This window comes from Mycoavidus sp. B2-EB, from assembly GCF_014218255.1.
Taxonomy (GTDB): domain Bacteria; phylum Pseudomonadota; class Gammaproteobacteria; order Burkholderiales; family Burkholderiaceae; genus Mycoavidus.
Genome location: NZ_AP021872.1, coordinates 285,091 through 304,042 on the forward strand (window position 1 = coordinate 285,091; position 18,952 = coordinate 304,042).

Annotated in this window: 16 protein-coding genes and 2 pseudogenes; 10 read left to right on the plus strand and 8 right to left on the minus strand. The window is 48.8% G+C overall.

Going from position 1 to position 18,952, the window contains the following annotated elements:
- Nucleotides 1-16 precede the first annotated feature (16 nt).
- The gene (locus tag MPB2EB_RS01310; RefSeq protein ID WP_185182089.1) at nt 17-661 is read left to right on the plus strand and encodes a cytochrome c; all 645 of its coding nucleotides are present in this window, start codon (nt 17-19) and stop codon (nt 659-661) included.
- On the opposite strand, the gene MPB2EB_RS01315 is transcribed toward MPB2EB_RS01310, so the two are convergent.
- A complete protein-coding gene (locus tag MPB2EB_RS01315) occupies nt 658-2,187 on the minus strand; it encodes a Fic family protein (RefSeq protein ID WP_185182090.1) in 1,530 nt (509 codons plus the stop codon). The genes MPB2EB_RS01310 and MPB2EB_RS01315 overlap by 4 nt on opposite strands.
- 285 nt (nt 2,188-2,472) lie before the next feature.
- On the opposite strand from MPB2EB_RS01315, the gene MPB2EB_RS01320 reads away from it, so the two are divergent.
- Together MPB2EB_RS01320 and ccsB are read left to right on the plus strand one after the other, a co-directional pair.
- Nucleotides 2,473-4,611: a cytochrome c biogenesis protein ResB gene (locus MPB2EB_RS01320; protein WP_370576607.1), complete on the plus strand. Its 2,139-nt coding sequence runs from the start codon at nt 2,473-2,475 to the stop codon at nt 4,609-4,611.
- 93 nt (nt 4,612-4,704) lie between these two features.
- Nucleotides 4,705-5,811 (plus strand): annotated as a pseudogene (ccsB, locus tag MPB2EB_RS01325) (c-type cytochrome biogenesis protein CcsB); the annotation flags it as partial.
- 111 nt (nt 5,812-5,922) lie between these two features.
- Here the strand turns inward: ccsB and MPB2EB_RS08600 are convergent.
- The 3 genes from MPB2EB_RS08600 to MPB2EB_RS01340 all read right to left on the minus strand — a co-directional run bounded on the left by MPB2EB_RS08600 (nt 5,923) and on the right by MPB2EB_RS01340 (nt 8,187).
- Nucleotides 5,923-6,561 (minus strand): ankyrin repeat domain-containing protein, encoded by a 639-nt coding sequence (locus MPB2EB_RS08600; protein ID WP_370576608.1) that lies wholly within the window; start codon nt 6,559-6,561, stop codon nt 5,923-5,925.
- A 159-nt stretch (nt 6,562-6,720) separates the two neighbouring features.
- Nucleotides 6,721-7,989, minus strand: coding sequence for a diaminopimelate decarboxylase (gene lysA, locus MPB2EB_RS01335; protein WP_185182093.1), 1,269 nt, complete (start codon nt 7,987-7,989; stop codon nt 6,721-6,723).
- Nucleotides 7,990-8,187, minus strand: a complete 198-nt coding sequence (locus tag MPB2EB_RS01340; RefSeq protein WP_185182094.1) for a lipoprotein — start codon at nt 8,185-8,187, stop codon at nt 7,990-7,992. It lies immediately after the preceding gene.
- 36 nt (nt 8,188-8,223) lie between these two features.
- On the opposite strand from MPB2EB_RS01340, the gene cyaY reads away from it, so the two are divergent.
- A complete protein-coding gene (gene cyaY / locus MPB2EB_RS01345) occupies nt 8,224-8,550 on the plus strand; it encodes an iron donor protein CyaY (protein ID WP_185182095.1) in 327 nt (108 codons plus the stop codon).
- A gap of 39 nt (nt 8,551-8,589) precedes the next feature.
- Here cyaY and MPB2EB_RS01350 read toward each other — a convergent pair whose 3' ends face one another.
- Nucleotides 8,590-10,986, minus strand: coding sequence for a penicillin-binding protein 1A (locus tag MPB2EB_RS01350; protein ID WP_185182096.1), 2,397 nt, complete (start codon nt 10,984-10,986; stop codon nt 8,590-8,592).
- A 79-nt stretch (nt 10,987-11,065) separates the two neighbouring features.
- Complete coding sequence (locus MPB2EB_RS01355; protein ID WP_185182097.1) at nt 11,066-11,248, minus strand: hypothetical protein; 183 nt, start codon at nt 11,246-11,248, stop codon at nt 11,066-11,068.
- A 3-nt stretch (nt 11,249-11,251) separates the two neighbouring features.
- Here MPB2EB_RS01355 and pilM point away from each other — a divergent pair, with 3 nt between their 5' ends.
- The 6 genes and pseudogenes from pilM to MPB2EB_RS01385 form a co-directional block, all read left to right on the plus strand.
- Complete coding sequence (gene pilM / locus MPB2EB_RS01360) at nt 11,252-12,271, plus strand: pilus assembly protein PilM (RefSeq protein WP_185182098.1); 1,020 nt, start codon at nt 11,252-11,254, stop codon at nt 12,269-12,271.
- Nucleotides 12,268-12,807 carry a hypothetical protein gene (locus MPB2EB_RS01365; protein ID WP_185182099.1) on the plus strand — a complete coding sequence of 180 codons (540 nt, stop codon included), beginning with the start codon at nt 12,268-12,270 and terminating at the stop codon, nt 12,805-12,807. Before pilM ends, MPB2EB_RS01365 begins: the two co-directional genes overlap by 4 nt.
- Nucleotides 12,807-14,153: a type IV pilus secretin PilQ gene (locus MPB2EB_RS01370; protein ID WP_185182100.1), complete on the plus strand. Its 1,347-nt coding sequence runs from the start codon at nt 12,807-12,809 to the stop codon at nt 14,151-14,153. Before MPB2EB_RS01365 ends, MPB2EB_RS01370 begins: the two co-directional genes overlap by 1 nt.
- 13 nt (nt 14,154-14,166) lie before the next feature.
- Complete coding sequence (locus tag MPB2EB_RS01375; RefSeq protein ID WP_185182101.1) at nt 14,167-14,700, plus strand: shikimate kinase; 534 nt, start codon at nt 14,167-14,169, stop codon at nt 14,698-14,700.
- A gap of 19 nt (nt 14,701-14,719) precedes the next feature.
- Entirely contained in the window at nt 14,720-15,826 is a 1,107-nt protein-coding gene (gene aroB / locus MPB2EB_RS01380; RefSeq protein ID WP_185182102.1) for a 3-dehydroquinate synthase, read from the plus strand.
- Between the two features lie 90 nt (nt 15,827-15,916).
- Nucleotides 15,917-17,044 (plus strand): annotated as a pseudogene (locus tag MPB2EB_RS01385) (deoxyguanosinetriphosphate triphosphohydrolase); the annotation flags it as partial.
- 112 nt (nt 17,045-17,156) lie between these two features.
- On the opposite strand, the gene MPB2EB_RS01390 reads toward MPB2EB_RS01385, so the two are convergent.
- Together MPB2EB_RS01390 and MPB2EB_RS01395 are read right to left on the minus strand one after the other, a co-directional pair.
- Entirely contained in the window at nt 17,157-17,870 is a 714-nt protein-coding gene (locus MPB2EB_RS01390) for an OmpW family protein (RefSeq protein ID WP_185182104.1), read from the minus strand.
- 190 nt (nt 17,871-18,060) lie between these two features.
- Entirely contained in the window at nt 18,061-18,648 is a 588-nt protein-coding gene (locus tag MPB2EB_RS01395; protein ID WP_185182105.1) for a hypothetical protein, read from the minus strand.
- Between the last annotated feature and the right edge of the window lie 304 nt (nt 18,649-18,952).

Sequence of the window (18,952 nt, forward strand, 5' to 3'; positions counted from 1 at the left end):
TGAGACAAGGGGTTTTATGAGCCGAGCGTATAAATTCTGGCAACTGATCGGGGTGAGTCTAGCTATCTATTCTACAGTAGCCTATCCACAAAGTATCTCAGTAAAGCCAGATCTTGCTCGTGGTAAGGCCATTGCAAACCAAGTCTGCATTTCTTGCCATAGCGCAGAGGGGAGCGGAGCAACCGGCCTTGGGCCTAACCTTGCGGGTCAGCACATTGAATATCTGTATAAACAGCTGGGTGATTACAAAGCCGAATCTAGCGCCAAAGCGCCCAAACGTAATAATCCGATTATGGCAAGTTTTGCCTCAGTATTATCTGAGCAAGACATGTGGGATGTTTCCGCTTATTTTGCCGCTTTGCCAGAAAGGCTTGCGGTTGCGCACAATAAAGAAATGGCTGAGCTGGGTCAAAAGATCTGGCGTGGCGGAATCGCCGAAAGAGGTGTGCCAGCATGTGCTGCATGCCATGGCCCAGCAGGTGCCGGAATACCCGTGCAATATCCTCGTCTAGCTGGCCAATGGCAAGACTACACGATCGCGCAGTTGCAGGCTTTTCAGCAGGGAGCGCGCGTGAATAATGACCCTATGCAGGCCATCGCAGAACGTTTATCCGAGAAAGAAATTAAAGCGTTAGCGGATTATATTGCGGGTCTACGCTAAGCGTTGGGATGCGCGGTCTTGAAAACTTCCTCATAGTTTGTCTCAAAGCTAGAGATTTCAGCATCTGTTAGGTAGGAAAAATACTTATCGCGCTTGGCTTTTGACAGTTTCCCGCCATTTTGGTGGACAAAAATAATAAATTTATCCAGCGCTGTTCCAGGCCAGTCAAATTCTTCATTGAGTTTTTCATAGAGCGTATCGCGCTTAAGTAAAAATTGCAGTTCCTGCGCAAGATCTTTCTCGATAGCTTGTTTTAAACATAACAATAAGAATTCAACTTGTGGGGTTGCATCAAAATATCGATACAATAGCGCGTCGTTTCCTCGTGCTGGGATATTAGGCGTGATTGGATAATATTCCGTTAAGCGCTTCAATGGTTTTGAGAATGCTTCCAAGGCATGGATATATTCATCAAGCCGAGCTTTCATCACGGCTGATACGGGTAAAATAAAACCCCGTGGAGTAAAGCCGCGGCGTGTTAGTACCTCATGTACGAGGAAGCGGTGAATGCGGCCATTGCCATCCATAAATGGATGCAGAAAAACAAAAGCGAAAGCGGCTAGTGCAGCAGCAATAGGTGCTGATACGCTATCCTCTTCGGCTAAATGATTGGTCCAATCGATCCAGTCCCGCATGAGAGAATGAATATCTTCAGGACGCGGTGGCAGAAAGTCGACACGATGTAGTCCATTATTGAGTTCTCGTCCGACGTAGTTTTGGCGGTTACGATAGCTGATCTCTCGAAAACGAGCATCAACTACAATATTTTGCAATAAGCACAGACGTTCTTGTGTCACAGGTTGAGGGTCGCTCGCTTCACGCAATGCTTGCATGAAACGTTCAGTTTTGTTGCCACTTGGTTTTTCGCGCTCGATGTCAAATGAATATTGGGTCTCTTTCAAATAGAGCCAAGCGGCGGCCCGTTCGAGTCGATGCGGATTGTAGCGCACCAATGCATGGTTGATGGCCCCAGCTAAATCTTGCTCTAAAAATGCTTGGATAATAGGCGTGCGTCGCACAACAGGACAAAACTTAAAAGTGCTTATTAAGTTATTCTCAATCCGGAATCGTCCGCTGCGGGTGGATTTGCTATGAGTCACATAAAATTTGTCATCGGCTAGTTTAATATAGGTATTTTTTTTGTCTATATCTGGCACGCTCAAGCGTACCTCGGTTAGCCCTTCATATAAAAAACCGAGTCGTCTTAGAATGCGAGATTTAGGTGAATTTTGTAGTGCGGTTTCTAGTTGCACTTTGCCGTCTTGGGTAAAAAGGCGGCTCAAGATCTCAAGATTGATCCCTTCGTATCGCAAAGCAAACTCAAGATGGCCTAAAATAGTGTTCTGCGGCGCGGAGTCTTTGCGAAAATTTTGCTGTATATGGCTGTTATATTGCGTGGTTTCGCGCGACTTAAGATTATTTTTGATGAAGGACTGACACCAATGGGGGCGGGTTTCCAATTGATATGTTTCGACTAGCCAGGCATAGCCTGCTGGTTGCTGGGTTGATTTATCGTAATAGTTCATCGAGTTGTTCTCGGAAATGAGCGCGAAATCCCAGAAATGGGCGCGTTTTGTGTTTTTCCAGCGAAAACGGGCGCAAAATCTCGAAAACGGGCGCGATTAGTAATTTTAACTCAAAAACGGGCGCGTTTTCGTTTGTCTTTATTCATCGGAAGCCATCCTGATTGATGGTGCCGGTAATCAAACGAATTGTATTGTGATGCACAAAAAGCACATTAAATTAAGCGAAGTTATTTATTCAGCGCACAGGCAAGTTAAAGCTTTATGCGTAGAAAATGAGGTCAGTCTGTGAAGTTGGAGTTGCATAACCTAAAAAGTAAAAAGCGTTCTTTAGCGCGCAGTGCAGTTGAATTACTGAGTTCAATGCGTTTCGCGATTGCCTTGTTGGTGGTACTCGCGCTGGCGAGTGTGATAGGTACGGTACTTAAACAACAAGAACCTTACCCCAACTATGTTGCGCAGTTTGGTCCGTTTTGGGCGGAAATCTTTCATGCGCTAGGCATTTACAATGTCTACAGTTCTTGGTGGTTTAGCGCCATTCTTCTATTTCTCGTCGTCTCGCTTTCATTGTGTCTATGGCGCAACGGTCCGTCCATGATCGCTGAGATGCGTAACTGGAAAGATCGCGTACATGAAAATAATTTACGTGCATTTGGACATCGGGCTGATTTTAAAACGGCTTATACGCGGACTGAAGCCGTTGAACGACTGCAAGTGTTGCTTAAAGCGCAAGGCTATCGCTATCAAATAAAACCCAAAGACGCGGGGCTGTTGATTGCCGCCAAGCGGGGTACCTTGAGCAAATTAGGCTACATTTTTGCCCATCTGGCGATTGTGGTGATTTGCTTGGGTGGCTTACTCGATAGTAATTTGCCGGTGCGGTTACAAATGTGGCTATTTGACAAATCTCCGCTGCAAGGCAATGCAGTACTTGCTGAGATTGCGCCTAAACATAGGCTAAGCGTGTCGAATCCAAGTTTTCGCGGTCAAGCGTGGGTGGCTGAAGGTCAGCATGTGTCTAGCGCCATTCTGAATCAAGGGGATGGTGTGCTGATTCAAGATTTACCCTTTACCATCCAGCTGAATCAATTTAGTGTTGAATATTATTCAACCGGGATGCCTAAACGCTTTGTCAGCGATATTGTCGTGCTGGACACTCTGAGCCAGCAGCGTATTTCGACTCAGATTGAAGTAAACAAACCCTTTATTCATCGTGGTATTGCCGTTTATCAATCCAGTTTTGAAGATGGCGGATCACATGTGCAATTCACGGCTTATCCGATGACGGGTTCAGACGCGCGGTCTTTTCCATTAAAAGGGCAAATTAATCGCTCATTGCCATTAGCGAGCGAGGGCGCAACCATTGAGTGGACCGATTTTCGCGCGATTAATGTTGAAAATCTCGCTGATGCTAATGGGAAAACAGACGTACGTGGCGTTACACGTCGTTCATTAAAAGAAGTTTTTGCTGAGCGGCTCGGGTCTGGCGCAAAAACTTCCAAGCCGCAAACACTGCGTAATATAGGCCCTTCTGTGCAATATAAGATCAGGGACGCCGCAGGCCAAGCACGTGAGTTCAGTCATTACATGCTGCCTGTTGAAATCGAGGGCGAGTGGATGTTTTTAGCTGGGATGCGTGAGAGTCCACAACAGCCTTTTCGCTATCTGCGCATTCCAGCCGACGCGGAGCATACGGTCAAAACCTGGACACAATTGCGTGCAGCCTTACAAAATCCGCGTTTGCGCACAGCGGCCGCTAAGCGTTTTGCAATACGTTTAGCGAAGCCGGGTACGCCGTTGCAAGCGCAACTGGAGCAAAGCGCAACGCATGTACTAGAGCTTTTCGCTGGAAATCATATCCCTGCTCAGGTTGCGCCAAATGGCGCTTCAGATGCGCTAGGAGGGTTTGCCGCGTTAGCGAGGTTTATTGAATCCTCTGTGCCTAAAGCAGAGCAAGCTAAAGCTGTAGAGTTGTTATTGCGTACGTTGGAAGGGGCTGTTTGGGATCTTTGGCAAATCGTGCGCGAGCGGTCTGGGATGGCCCCTAATGTAGAGAGTGAGGCTAACGGTCGTTTTGTGCAATCATCTATCAATGCGCTATCCGATAGTTTCTTTTACCATGCGCCTCTTCTTTTGCAACTTGATTCATTTGATGAAGTGAAAGCGTCGGTTTTTCAGGTGACGCGTGCGCCAGGTAAAAAAATTGTTTACTTCGGCAGCTTGTTACTCGTGCTAGGTGTATTCGCAATGTTCTATTTGCGTGAACGGCGTTTATGGCTTTGGCTAAAAGAGCGTGAAAATGGCGCTGCTACAAATGTATTAATGGCTATGTCCGCCGCTCGTAGAACGCTCGATTTTGAAAACGAATTCACTCAACTGCGTGATCAAGTTGGCATCACTCTTAATCATATAATGGATACTCTTTGACGTAAAACTATGGAACATTTACCTTCCACCAAACCGTCCCTCGACACTCGCTTGACCAGACCTCAGGCGGGCCCTTTGCCGGTTCAAACGCGTCTCAATCGGCTCACATGGGTTGATTGGCTGTATATGGGATCTTTGTTTGCCGGCGCAATTTTTGCGTTGATGCATTATGGTCAGCATATGGACTACTATGATCGAGCTATTTTGATTGGAGCTGTGCCAGTTTTTGGCGTATTGGGGTGGTATTGGAAGCCTGTGCGCGCGTTGATTGCACTGATTGCACTTTTATCCTGCACGGCCATTTCTTTCTATCATGGTGAGCTTGCGCGTGCCGAGCAAGTTCTTTTCTTAAAATATTTCTTATCCAGTCAATCTGCGATTTTGTGGATGAGCACGCTTTTTCTACTGGCAACGATATTCTACTGGGGGGGCTTGCTTGCGCGCTCAGCCGTTGCCGCTAGACTGGGTTCATGGCTGTGCTGGGCGGCGGTGTTATTAGGCTTTGTCGGCATGATGGTGCGTTGGTATGAGTCTTATTTGATTGGTGCAGATATTGGGCATATCCCCATTTCAAACCTCTACGAAGTTTTTGTATTGTTTTGCCTATTGACCGCACTTTTTTACTTGTACTATGAAATGCATTACCAAACGCGTGCATTAGGCGCTTTTGTGCTGCTTGTGATTAGCTCGGCAGTGGGTTTTCTAATGTGGTACGCGGTTGCGCGCGAGGCGCAACAAATTCAGCCTCTGGTGGCTCCGTTACAAAGTTGGTGGATGAAAATTCATGTGCCAGCGAATTTCATCGGTTATGCCGGTTTTTCATTAGCCGCGATGGTTGCTGTTGCGGCGTTGCTTAAACATTATGGGATCTGGGCTGATCGCTTGCCAGCTTTAGTGGTGTTAGATGATCTGATGTATAAATCGATTGCAGTGGGTTTTGCTTTTTTTACCATTGCAACCATTCTTGGTGCACTATGGGCGGCAGATGCATGGGGGGGATATTGGAGCTGGGATCCTAAAGAAACTTGGGCATTGATTGTTTGGTTAAATTATGCGGCCTGGCTGCACGTGCGTTTGATTAAAGGTTGGCGTGGCGCTTTGGCGGCTTGGTGGGCGTTGATTGGCTTACTGGTTACGCTGTTTGCTTTTTTAGGGGTGAATATGTTTTTGTCAGGTTTGCATAGCTATGGGCAGTTGTGACTTGTAGTGCGGATCATGTGATCCAGGGTCATTTGCACGGAGCTTTGCGCTAAAGGGCGAGACAACTCGCAACGTTCCAAGAGGCGCTTCTGAGGCCAGCTTGGCGGTAAGTTAATTCCTTGAAGTCCCTGTTGCTGAGGGGGGATGGGGGGGCGTTTCTTGCGAGGGGAGCTCACTTGATAATGCTGTCTCACCCTCTAATGGGGTTGCGTTATAGGCTGGGATACCCGGCTCTATTCGAGTTTCTTCAGAATAGCTTGGGGGAGGATTGACAGCCAGATAGCTCTGGCTTGTAAGCAGCATATCAATCATGTTTTGATTTCCGCTCGCGTTGACTAGATCTATCGCGGTTTGGCCTCTCCCATTAGCGCGTAGTACATTCGTTGTATGATGATTTGCCAAGTGACTTGCAAGCTCTATATTTTGGTTCAGAATGGCCGAGTGTAAAGGGCTATTCAAATTTCTTTGGCTCAGATGGTTTGGATTTGCGCCTTCGTTTAGTAAGCGGGTCGCAAGGCCATTATCATTTTGCCTCACCGCTTTACGCAAGGCTCGACTTTTTCGTATTTCTTCGTTTGGCAGGAAGATTTTTTTGAGTCCCTTCTTGAGACCCGTTAGTAAACTGTTTGATGAATCTAGTCGAGTTTGCTGAACTGGAGAGTGGGTGGGGGTATTAACTCCATCTGCCTGGCTTCTCCCTGCAGCTGTGGGCCTGTGAGTGGAAAACTGAAGGCGGGGACTGGATGGCATGGAGTGACTCCTGGTGCATTAATCAAAATTAGGCTGTTGCATTGCCTAATCTTGATTAGGCGCTTCCAATATATTAAACACCGCTCGTTCTTTTGTTGATTGATGCGAAAGATGTGAGGATTAGACGAATACATATGGGCGGCTGCCGAGTAGGGCGCATTAATCCGGCAGTTTCATTTCAGCCGAGAATAACTGTTCAACGGTTTCGCGCGCGCGTACTAAATAGGCCTGTTTCCCTTCTACCATGACTTCTGCTGCGCGTGGCCGCGTATTGTAATTAGAACTCATCGTAAAGCTATACGCACCGGCTGAGCGGGCGGCAAGCAAATCTCCTGGCTTGAGTGCCAAAGTTCTATCGTGGCCTAGCCAATCGCCACTTTCGCAAACCGGACCGACTACGTCGTAGAGTGCAGTGGGGGGGGGATTAGGGTGTTTTAGAACGGGCACCAAATCATGATAGGCTTGATACATTGCTGGCCGGGCGAGATCATTCATGCCGGCATCGACAATTGCAAAATTCTTGACTGCGCCCGGTTTCAGATATTCGATTGTGGTCAGCAATACGCCTGCGTTGCCCACTAATGAACGGCCTGGCTCAAATAAAATTTCACGGCTGCCGTGGCCTCGCTCAGTAAGATGATTGAGCAGAGTATGCACAAAAGTACTGATGGCAGGCGGGGTTTCAGCGTCATAGCGAATACCGAGTCCTCCCCCCATATCGAGATGAGAAATCTGGATGCCATCCGCTTCAAGTGTTTCAATCAGCTCAAGTATTTTATCTAACGCATCGAGATAAGGCGCAATTTCTGTAATTTGTGAGCCGATATGGCAGTCAATGCCGACGATTTCAAGGTATTTCATGCTTGCTGCCGCGCGATAAGCTGCTCGTGCCTCATCAAAAGCAATGCCAAATTTATTCGATTTAAGTCCAGTCGAAATATACGGATGCGTTTTTGCATCTACGTCCGGGTTAACGCGTAATGACACTCGTGCGGTTTTGTTGGCATGAGCTGCAATATCATGCAAACGGTGTAGTTCAGCAAGCGATTCGATATTGAAACATTTGACGCCAGCATTCAACGCTATTTGCATCTCTACCGCGCTTTTGCCAACGCCTGAAAAAACAATTTTATCGGTGCACGCGCCAATCTTGAGTACGCGCGCTAATTCACCGCCTGATACGATGTCAAAACCAGCGCCTAAGCGCGCGAAGAGATCGAGCACAGCGAGATTGCTATTCGCTTTAACGGCGTAATAAATATTTGCCCGGTACCCAGCGCATGCGCGCGCGTAGGCTTGATATGCGTGAGTCAGCGCTGCGCGTGAGTAAACGTAAAGCGGCGTGCCAAATTGTTCGGCAAGCGTTGTGAGTGGCACATCTTCTGCGTGCAATTCGTCGTTAATATATTGAAAAGGGTTATCAAACATTTAATGGCCACTGGAAGAGGAGGGCATGGTTTTGACTGGCGCTGTGCTTGGCCTATTTTCTGGGGGGCTAAGCTGTGGTCTGGCGGCAGGCTCGGGTAAGGGCGGCACAGTTGGCAGGTAGAGCGGACCACGTTGCCCACACGCAGCTAATGCAGCGAGAAGCGTTACAATGGCACTGGCTTTGCAAATAGTTTGCATGGCTAAACTCGGAAAATTGAAGCGGGGAAGTGTAGCATGAGCAATCAAAAAGAGTATCTTGCGCTGGCTGAAACAACGCTAGATGCAATCGAATCCGCGCTAGATGCAAGTGGCGCTGAAATTGAATATGAACGCAATGACAATGTATTAACGCTAGAGTTTGCCGACGGTAGCAAGATCATTGTTAATTTGCAAACGGCTATGCAAGAGATTTGGTTGGCTGCAAAATCCGGTGGTTTTCATTACCGGTATCGGGATGGCGCCTGGCGTGATACGCGTGATGGCGCTGAATTATTCGCGGCCTTATCGCGCTGCGCAACTGAGCAAGCGGGCAGCGCGATTGAATTGTCTAAAACGGTCTAAAGATTGAGAGGTGAGCGGTTGTTGCCCCAAGCTCAGACTTCATTGCCCTTTAAACAGATCTAAAATATCCTGTTTTTCAGTTTTGCTCGCGCCAATGTTTGCGCCGGAGATTGCCCCTCCTTCACCGCTGAGAAGAGATTGGTCGGTATCGATTTGGGCGACAAAACCATGCTTAGGCAAAAAATCATCATAAAAAAACTCACCATCGATTTCAGTAAGACCCCTACTGGGCTGGGGCCATGAATATACGGCAAGACGTGGCAAGGCGCGGCCCATATAATCGATCCAAATGGGCAGAGCTAAGCCGCCGCCGGTTTCTCGGTCGCCTAAACTCTTAGGGTGATCATAGCCTAGCCAAGAAATGGCGACTAGCTCATGTTGGAAACCGGCAAACCAAGCGTCGTGCGAGTCGTTAGTGGTACCCGTCTTGCCTGCCAGGTCAGGGCGCCGCAGTACATTGCTACGCGCACCGGTGCCCCGCTGTGCAGTAGAATGTAATAAATTGGTCATCAAATAAGCATTGCGAGCGCTGATGGTGCGTGGCGCGTTAACCTCGGCAACCAGCGGTTGCGCTTGCGAAATAACGATCCCACGCTGGTCGGTGACGGTGGCGATCAAATACGGATTAACGCGATAGCCGCCATTCGCAAATACAGCATAGCCAGTCGCCATTTGCATGGGTGTAACGAGTCCGGCGCCCAGCGCCATGGGTAAGTAAGCGGGATGTTTGTCAGCTTCAAAGCCAAAGCGTGTGATGTACTCTTGCGCATACTTAGGGCCAATGTAGTCTAGGATGCGGATTGAGACCAGGTTTTTTGACTTTTCTAAAGCCGTGCGTAAGGTAATTGGGCCATCGTAGCGGCCGCCGTAATTTTTAGGCTCCCAAGGTTGGTCGCCGGCCTGCTTGGCAGCAAAATAAAGTGGCGCATCATTAATGAGCGTGGCGGGTCCTAAACCTTTATCGAGCGCTGCGGAATAAATAAAAGGTTTAAAGCTAGAGCCGGGCTGGCGCCAAGCTTGAGTGACATGGTTAAATTTATTTTTATTAAAATCAAACCCTCCGACTAAAGCGCGGAGCGCGCCATTTTGCGGCGTAAGCGATACTAAAGCCCCTTCTAATTGGGGAAGCTGCGTAATTGACCAAGCACCATGCGCCGCTTGGATAACCCGAATCACTGCACCGGGTTTGATGCGCCTAGCATTTGATGCTTGCGCAGTCAGCGCCGAAGCGGCAAACGCCAAACCTTCATTCTTAATGATGATGATGTCTCCGCTTAATAATTCAGCTTGTACTTCTTTGGAGCTGGCAGCGGTCACAACGGCTGCCCGGAGTTCTCCATCATCCGGTTCATTGAGCAAGGTATTGGCAATGGCTTGATCGCGCGCTTCGGACTCAGCGGGTAAATTAATATATGTTTCTGGCCCTCGATAGCCGTGCCGCCGTTCATAAGTTAACACGCCTTTGCGGACCGCCCGGTATGCTGCATCTTGCTCGGCTGAATCAATCGTGGTCACGACGTTGAGCCCGCGCGTGTAGATTTCATCCTGGTATTGCGCATACATCATTTGACGCACCATTTCTGCGACATATTCTGCATGGACGCTAAATTCTTTGCCGGAACCTTTGACGCGCAAGGTTTCAGCTAGCGCTTCTCTATATTGCATGGCGTCGATATAGCGTAGCTCATGCATGCGTTTTAGAATATAAGTCTGCCGGATTTTCGCTCGTTTTGGGTTAACAATGGGGTTATAAGCGGAAGGTGCTTTTGGCAGACCCGCCAGCATGGCTGCCTCGGCCAGCGTGATATTTTTAAGATCTTTGCCGAAATAAATGCGCGCAGCGGCAGCAAATCCGTAAGCGCGTTGCCCTAGAAAAATCTGATTCATATACACTTCAAGGATCTGAGCTTTAGTCAGGGTTGCCTCAATCCGATAGGCAAGCAGCATCTCGTAGAGTTTACGCGTATAAGTTTTTTCGCTAGATAAGAAGAAATTACGTGCAACTTGCATCGTAATCGTACTCGCGCCTTGGGCCGCGCTGCCATGCATAAGATCAGCGAGACCCGCGCGCAAAATACTGATGTAATCTACCCCACTATGGTCGTAAAAGCGGAAATCTTCAATGGCTAATACGGCTTTTTTCATGACCTCAGGAATTTCTTCGAAGCGTACTGGATGGCGCCGTTCGGCGCCGAATTCACCAATTAGCACATGATCGGCCGTATAGACGCGCAACGGGACCTTCGGTTGATAATCCGTAAGTGCTTCGAGTGACGGTAGCTTAGGCAACATCACAATCAGCGCATAGGCAATGAGCAGAGTGCCGATGGCAGCTAACGTAGCCGCTGCTCCGCCTAGCCAAAGTAGCAGAACGAGCCAAGGCGAACGGGTAGGGGCGGCGCGTAGGCGCGGGGTGGGAGGAGAGTTTGCGGCCATAAGAATGATAAGAGATGGACTGTGAATTATAGCTACCCACCATCATGTTGCGGGTACTTTTAAAGCGATCTTAATCTGCTTAATACCATAATTCCGTAACTTTACTCTCAAATTTACTCCAGGTCAGGCGTTGCGCCTGTGGCTGGCGTGTCTCAAGCAGCAGCTCAATTAGCCATTTAGCTGAGTATTTTTCTAATTTATTGATTGGCAAAATGCAGTCAATCAATAAAGAGCTAATTCTTATTTGTAAATTTAAGGACATTCGATGCGCATTTCTATGGCTAACGTTACGCGCCGTTTTGCCCTGGGTATTGATGTGAGTCTGAATCAATTGCGGGTCATTGTACTCAGTCGTCGCTTGATTGCGTCAGCCGCAATTCGAATCGAGCATATGGGCGTTTGCGCGTTACCTACGGGCGTAGTGGTGGGGGCCGATTTTATTGACACAGAACCGATTGGCGCGGCACTGAACAAAGCGCTACTCGCTTGTCGGTGTAAGAAAGCCTTATCTGCCGCTCGTGCTGCAATGGCTGTGCCGGCTACGGCAACATTGGAGCAACAAGTCTCGATCGCGCAGCTCGCGCCACATCATAGAGTGATGATGCAATCTGATACGGCGCTGGATATGCTTGAGTCAGCCGTATTGGCGCAGGCAGAGCATTTAGCGGGGATAGAGGCCGCAGCACTCGCCGTGGATTGGTTCCGTATCGATCCAACTGGAGCACCCGATCAATTGACAATTATTGCTACTCCGCGGCGCTATGTGGAGGCGCGACTTGAAGTGGCCGCTCAAGCGGGGATTATGCTACATGCAATGGATGGCGCAGAGGCCGCCGCCTTACGCGCCTGCCGTTTTGTTGTGAAACAAACAGGCCAAGAAAATAGGCGTTATGGCGTACTTTGGTTAAGCGCGGAAGGCGGACGTATTTGGTTGATATACGGACATTCAGTTGAACGGGAACTCAAATTTTTACCGGTTGATTTGACTGCGCCGAACTTGATGACCCGGTTACATGAATTAGTCGGTGCAGTTCAACCCGGCGCTATATTTTTTGCTGGGGAGTTCGATAAATTGCGGCTGATAGGCCGAACGGTGGATGAGCTGAGCTCGGTGCTATGCTGTCCAGTGATTGAATTTGATCCACTCGTGTGTTGTCGTGGGAACCATTGCAAGCGCAGTGGTGTGCAAGGCGAGTTGGAGAAGCAAAACGAGACTAGCTTTGCAGGCGGGGCTGCAATGTCTTTTGCGGTTGCCTTTGGCCTAGCGTTGCGCTGGATGGTATGAAATTATTAAGCCGTATGAGCTGGCTAGAGGGCTGCCGTTGGTTTAAGTGTTGCATCGCAGATGAGCGTTTCGCGCTAGGGGGTTTTAATTTATTGCCCTATCGATATATGCGTATCCGCGGTTTACGTCAATACCGTAAGTATGGCCTGTTGTCGGCAGCGTTAGCGATTTTTATTTTATATGATGTGATACAAACTCGGCCAGCGCTGCATCTTGTGCCCAATTTATTAAACTCGCTGGCGCAAGAATCTATTCTCATTGCGCGGCCAACTGAAGCTGCCGTCAATCAGCCAAGCAATCCGCTGGTTTTAACACAGACTCAGCCGCTGCCAGCCAATTTGGCGTTGCAGTTGATTGGTTTATTTGAACGCGGGCAAACGCGGGCGGCGCTTGTGCGTTCGCCAGCGGGCTCGGTTTTGCTGCGTACCGGCGATGAATTAAATGGTGAGGTGGTGACGCGGATTGGCGTAGCTTCATTACTTTTGTCAAATGGAGCCGGTTTGGCGCGTACTCTTTCGCTACGTGAGGCTAATTGATGATTCTCATGCAGCGCGTGCTATGCTGGACGGTGCTTTGGCTATGGCTGCTAGTGGGATTAAGCGCTAAGTGCCATGCACAAACTGATATCAAGCAGGATCAAGTTGAAGTTAGCGCGCCGCTCACAATCGAATTTCAGCAGGCTGAATTATCCGCCGTGCTAAAAGCCTTTGCGGATTTCACCGGTTTGAATATTATTGCGAGCGAGCAGGTACGGGGTACCGTATCGATGCGACTTGACCGAGTACCGTGGCGTGGCGCATTTGATATGTTGATGGAGGTGCATGGTTTAGTCGCGCAAAAGCGTGGCAATATTATTTGGGTTGCTACGGCAGCAGAGTGGGCTGACCGAGAGCGGCAACGGATTGAGGCCTATGCGCGTGCAACCGAGCTTGAGCCATTAATCAGCCATACCTTTGAATTGCATTATCAGCGGGCGGATGAAATAGGTAAACTTCTACATGGAGCAGGTGCGCCGCGCGTTTTATCAAAACGCGGAACAGCCATAGTGGATGCCAGAACTAATCAACTGTTGGTGATTGACCTGGCTGAATCTATCGAGCAAATTCAGGCCTTGCTAAAGGCGATTGACCGGCCCTTGCGCCAAGTTGCAATTGAAGTGCGTATTGTCGAAGCTGAAGAAGGTTTTTCACGTGAGCTAGGAGCGCGACTCGCGCACTTAGGAGAGACTGGGCGCGACAGTGAGCCAAGAGAATTATTGGCGGCTAAAAATGGCACAATTTATGAATTGCCGGCCGGCCCTCTGGCCGGGTTTGACGCGATGAACGCAGGCTTCACTCTATTTAGAGCCGGGGTTAACCGGCTGCTTGCTCTAGAATTAAGCGCACTTGAAGCGGATGGGTATGGCAAAATTTTATCTAGTCCGCGGATAGTGACGGCGGATCGCGTGCGTGCTCTAATTGAACAAGGCACAGAATTGCCTTATCAGGCCAAAGTAGGCAAGGGGATTTCCGGGGTACAGTTTCGCCGCGCGAGCCTTAAACTTGAGGTGACGCCCCATATTACGCCGGATGGTCATGTTGTACTGGATGTTGATGTTTCTAAAGATAGTGTTGGAATGCAGACTCAATCGGGTCCAGCCGTGAATACAAAACATTTACGCACGCAGGTGCAAGTTGAAAACGGTGGTACGGTAGCCATGGGGGGGATTTTTATTCAGGATGAGCGTACGGATGTGGCGCGCGTTCCCTGGTTAGGCGAGATTCCGCTATTAGGCGTATTGTTTCGTCATAGCACGCATAATAAACGCAAGAGCGAATTGCTGGTTTTTATTACGCCAAATGTGGTGGCGCAGCCACCTTTGCCAAACTATGAAGGAATTTAAACTAAGATGAGAGATGACTTTGCAAGACCCCAAAGCCCACGGTAACCTCTTTTTTATTGGTCTGATGGGTGCGGGCAAGACTACGATTGGGCGAGCGGTAGCAAAGAAACTGCATCAACCCTTTTTTGATTCTGATCACGAGCTTGAAGCGCGCACAGGCGTTCGCATCCCAGTCATTTTTGAACATGAAGGTGAAATAGGCTTCAGACAAAGAGAAGCGCAAATTATCGGTGAGCTCACGCAACAGACCGGGATTGTATTGGCAACGGGCGGTGGCGCTGTATTAAACACCCAAAGTCGGCAGTGCTTGCGAGAGCGAGGCACGGTGATCTATTTACATGCACACCCGCATGATTTATGGTTACGCACGCGCTGCAGCAAGAACCGGCCATTATTGCAAACAGATAATCCGCGTGCGCAACTGGAAAATTTATATGCAATACGCGACCCTTTGTACCGTGAGTGCGCGCATTTTGTGATTGAGACGGGCCGTCCGGCGGCCAGTCGACTGGTGCATACTGTGCTGGCTCAGCTCGAATTGCTTTAATTCTGTTTTATCCTTAATCATGCTGACAGTTAACGTCAATTTTGTTTCACACGCTTATCCAATTCACATCGGTGCTGATTTGCTTGATCGCACAGAGCTTTTTGCGCCGTACCTAATGGGCTCATCGGTTGCACTGATTACAAATACGACGCTTGAACCGCTTTATGCGGCGCGGCTTAAGGCCACTCTCGCGCCGCTTGGAAAACAGCTGATCCAGATCGTATTGCCTGATGGTGAAACGCATAAAAATTGGGAAACCCTCAATCTTATTTTTACTAAACTATTAGAGGCCCATGCTGATCGCAAAACTACGCTCATTGCGCTGGGTGGCGGTGTAGTCGGCGATATAACAGGTTTTGCTGCCGCTTGTTATATGCGTGGCGTACCCTTTATCCAAGTACCCACTACATTGCTGGCGCAAGTTGATTCATCTGTGGGTGGAAAAACCGGCATTAATCATCCGCTGGGCAAAAATATGATCGGCGCTTTTTATCAACCGAAGGTGGTGATTGCCGATACCGCATTATTGCGTACGCTGCCGTCGCGTGAGCTGGCCGCTGGGTTAGCGGAGATCATTAAAGCGGGGGCGATTGCTGATGCTGGATTTTTTGACTGGATTGAAACCAACATAGATGCACTTAACGGTGGTAATGAAGCTGCAATCGCGCAAGCTGTGCGCCGCGCTTGCGAAATAAAAGCACAGGTGGTCGCCGCTGACGAGCGTGAGCAAGGCGTGCGCGCACTCCTTAATTTTGGTCATACCTTTGGGCATGCGATTGAGGCTGGGTTAGGTTATGGCGTATGGCTGCATGGCGAAGCGGTAGGGTGCGGCATGGTGATGGCGGCCACTTTGTCGCAACAGCTGGGCTTGATCGATAGCGTAACGCAAGCGCGTCTTAAGCAACTGATTGCGGCCGCGCATTTACCAACGCAAGCGCCGCCACTAGGCAACGAGCGCTATCTAGATTTAATGCGCGTTGATAAAAAAGCTGAGGCTGGGCAGATTAACTGTATTTTATTGAAGCATTTGGGCGCCGCGTTGGTTGAGCGCGTAGCAGACCATAATTTGCGCGCTGCCCTCACGGCTTCGATCCAGCCTGATGCTGCTGCAAAGCATAGCGTGTAATCGGAGTTAAGCTCGAGCGGAGGTTCGCTCAGCTTCTATGCAATGACTTTTTGATGAATGTGGAGCACCATGAATTGGGTTGATTTAACTGCATTTGAAGCGCACCTTGCGCCTTATGCGGCGCGTTCGTCTGCTTCGCGAGGGCGTCGTTATGCAGAGCCTGCGCCCGAGGCGCGCACGGCATTTCAGCGCGATCGGGATCGGATTATCCATTCTGCCGCATTTCGGCGGCTTGAATATAAAACGCAAGTCTTTGTCAATCATGAGGGCGATCTCTTTCGCACGCGCTTAACGCATAGCTTAGAAGTTGCCCAAATTGGGCGCTCGATTGCACGTAATTTGCGGGTAAATGAAGATCTGGTTGAGGCGATCTCGCTGGCACATGACTTGGGTCATACGCCATTTGGCCACGCTGGACAAGATGCCCTTAACGAATGCATGCGCGCCTATGGCGGATTTGAACACAATCTGCAAAGCCTTGCGGTAGTCGATGAGTTGGAAGAATGCTACGGGGGATTTAACGGTCTCAATCTAACGTTTGAAACGCGCGAAGGCATTCTTAAGCATTGTTCTCGCGAAAATGCGCAGCGCCTGGGAGAGGTCGGTGAGCGCTTTCTGCGCGCTGAGCAGCCAACGCTAGAAGCGCAAATTGCGAATTTTGCCGATGAAATTGCTTATAACAATCACGATATTGATGATGGCGTGCGCTCCGGTTTGCTGACGGTGGAGCAATTAGATGAACTTGAGCTGTGGCAGATACATCGCCATCAAGTCCTAGTGCATTGGCCCAATTTAAGTGGCCGTCGTCTGGTGCACGAAACGATTCGGCGTATCATTAACACTTTGATTGTTGATTTGATCGCCGCTACCACCCTCCAATTACAAGAGCATGCGCTCGCTTCGCCCGATGCTGTGCGGCGCGCACCGGCGCTGGTTGGACACAGCGCAAGCATGGCCGCGCAAGCGCGCCAGCTCAAACAGTTTTTATTTAAAAATTTATACCGTCATTATCGAGTCATGCGGATGACGAACAAAGCACAACACGTTATTACAGGACTTTTTGATGCCTTCAAACAGGATTGTCGCTTGTTGCCGCCTCAGTACCAGAGTCATGCGCCTGAACTTCAGCCCCGGCTGATTGCGCACTATATTGCGGGGATGACGGATCGGTACGCGCTTAAAGAGTATCGCCGTCTTTTTGTCGTGGATGAAAGTTGAAGAGAAATTGCCACAAATTTCGCTTTAATGATGATTGAGGGCATATACAGTGAAACGCCGCCAAACTTTACCGTATGGCGGCGTAAACTCACTCAATTAAAGAATGAAATGACTAAAAGCGATAGCCAATATTTAGATAAGTAATGATTGGGTTTATTCTGATTTTTGCTTCATTGGTTACTGTTACAGGTCCTGCAGGTGTTCTGAGGGTCGAATTGATCTTGGCAGTTGTGCGCAAAGGTAAATACGAGACAGATAAGCCAGCGTACCAGCGCTCAGTTAACTGATAGGAAAAACCGGCATTGAACACAGGTGACCAGCGGTTCTCGGCGGAGACCTCAGCTGAATTGCTTGGTAGTTCTTCGCTCATAAAGCGGTCATTAGTGAGTTTTGCATCAGTAAACCAGACCCGGCTGATGCCAAGCCCAGCATAAGGGCGAAATTTGGATTGTGCATTGAAGAAATAATACTTCAGCAGAAGCGCAGGACTCCATTGCCGCACTGAGCCGAGTTTTCCATATCCTGCATATTCACCCTCACCGTTCAAATCGAAACGGGGCGGAATGCCTACTACGAATTCACCTACGACGTTATCTGTAAAAAAGTAGTTGCCAGACAAACCGAGCGTATTTGCGTTGTTAACTGAGGAACCGGTATTGTCATGAACCTGATATATTGGCGCAGTGGTGCGCATCGGGTCGCTGCTGTCGCGCGTATTCAAATGAAGCCAGCCCGTGCCAAGTATAAAGCTACCGGCTGTTTGAGCATGAGCGGCGACTGTGCCCAATAAAGCGGCACAGGCTACAAAAACACGAATCAATTTCATTTTTCCTCCTGGGTCATTAATTTTTCGATGCCTGCCCCTGCCTGATGGGCAGTGGCAGGAGTGTAACCAATTCGTCTTTATATATCAAATTGGCCAGGATAATGCGTTTTTTGAGACGGCCGATACGGCGTATACTTTTATCTTTGGCTCAGCTATAGCGGTATTTTGAGGGTGCTTAAAGCTATGCATGTTAAGTTAAGTGGGTCATGCTGTTGCTTGTAGTAAAATATGCTGAGTTGGAGTCTGGGATGGAAACCCAAGAATTGTGTGGGCTGGATTGGCGCTCGGCATCTGGTTGGGTTTCGTTTTCAGATGCGCTTTTTAAAGATCTGGCACATAGATAGGGGCTACTTTGGTTGGATGAAGTAGGCGAGAAAGAGATTTTTCTAGAAGGAAGTGACGTTTCGAGTTTACGCCAACCCTCTATATTTCTTTGAACAAACGCATCATATTTTATGTCAGCTTCTGCTGCGCCTCTTGGTGAAGTATAGTGCAGCGTATCCAATGCACATTGATCTGGTTCACCAAATATCCCTTTTAAATCATCTGGGTTGCCATATGTCTCTTCTAAGTACGTTTTTATTTGCTCTTCACATTGCTTAAAAGCATTCAAACGTTGTTGATGCGTTTCTTCTATTTCCTGTAAAGAGCTTGAGGGTTCGGAGGCTACCGATGTTTCGGCCGAACTGAGGCTTTGAGGAGAAATAGGCCCGTTTAACTGTAGCCTCTTTAAGGGTCCTAAGTTCGTCATTCTTTTTTCGACGCTCTTGTGGGTCATGGAAATCGCGCGCTTTGTTAACTGTTGTAGCTTTTCAAAAGATTGGGCGGGCGTGTCTGAATCGATTTTCTGAGAGCGGAGATTGGACGTTATGTTGGATGAAGTTCTGCTAGATTGAGAGAAGTCGAGTGTTTCTCCGGATGAGCTTCTGCTGGGTGACGGTGAGCTAGCGGTAGCAGAAACTGGATTGGAAGTGACAGAGTAACGCGAAAACATAAATATCCTGAAGAATATTCCTATAGAGAAAGGGCTCTAAATATATCAACCTCGCTTGTGACAAGTCGTTACAATGCGCGAAATAAAG

What these genes read in the sequence shown, in the direction of transcription:
- MPB2EB_RS01355 (WP_185182097.1), bottom strand. Translation starts at nt 11,248, where the DNA reads ATGTCCTTAAATTTACAAATAAGAATTAGCTCTTTATTGATTGACTGC.
- MPB2EB_RS01315 (WP_185182090.1), bottom strand. Translation starts at nt 2,187, where the DNA reads ATGAACTATTACGATAAATCAACCCAGCAACCAGCAGGCTATGCCTGG.
- MPB2EB_RS01395 (WP_185182105.1), bottom strand. Translation starts at nt 18,648, where the DNA reads ATGACCCACAAGAGCGTCGAAAAAAGAATGACGAACTTAGGACCCTTA.
- MPB2EB_RS01340 (WP_185182094.1), bottom strand. Translation starts at nt 8,187, where the DNA reads ATGCAAACTATTTGCAAAGCCAGTGCCATTGTAACGCTTCTCGCTGCA.
- MPB2EB_RS01310 (WP_185182089.1), top strand. Translation starts at nt 17, where the DNA reads ATGAGCCGAGCGTATAAATTCTGGCAACTGATCGGGGTGAGTCTAGCT.
- MPB2EB_RS01370 (WP_185182100.1), top strand. Translation starts at nt 12,807, where the DNA reads ATGATTCTCATGCAGCGCGTGCTATGCTGGACGGTGCTTTGGCTATGG.
- MPB2EB_RS01350 (WP_185182096.1), bottom strand. Translation starts at nt 10,986, where the DNA reads ATGGCCGCAAACTCTCCTCCCACCCCGCGCCTACGCGCCGCCCCTACC.
- MPB2EB_RS08600 (WP_370576608.1), bottom strand. Translation starts at nt 6,561, where the DNA reads ATGCCATCCAGTCCCCGCCTTCAGTTTTCCACTCACAGGCCCACAGCT.
- cyaY (WP_185182095.1), top strand. Translation starts at nt 8,224, where the DNA reads ATGAGCAATCAAAAAGAGTATCTTGCGCTGGCTGAAACAACGCTAGAT.
- MPB2EB_RS01390 (WP_185182104.1), bottom strand. Translation starts at nt 17,870, where the DNA reads ATGAAATTGATTCGTGTTTTTGTAGCCTGTGCCGCTTTATTGGGCACA.
- MPB2EB_RS01365 (WP_185182099.1), top strand. Translation starts at nt 12,268, where the DNA reads ATGAAATTATTAAGCCGTATGAGCTGGCTAGAGGGCTGCCGTTGGTTT.
- aroB (WP_185182102.1), top strand. Translation starts at nt 14,720, where the DNA reads ATGCTGACAGTTAACGTCAATTTTGTTTCACACGCTTATCCAATTCAC.
- MPB2EB_RS01375 (WP_185182101.1), top strand. Translation starts at nt 14,167, where the DNA reads ATGACTTTGCAAGACCCCAAAGCCCACGGTAACCTCTTTTTTATTGGT.
- lysA (WP_185182093.1), bottom strand. Translation starts at nt 7,989, where the DNA reads ATGTTTGATAACCCTTTTCAATATATTAACGACGAATTGCACGCAGAA.
- pilM (WP_185182098.1), top strand. Translation starts at nt 11,252, where the DNA reads ATGCGCATTTCTATGGCTAACGTTACGCGCCGTTTTGCCCTGGGTATT.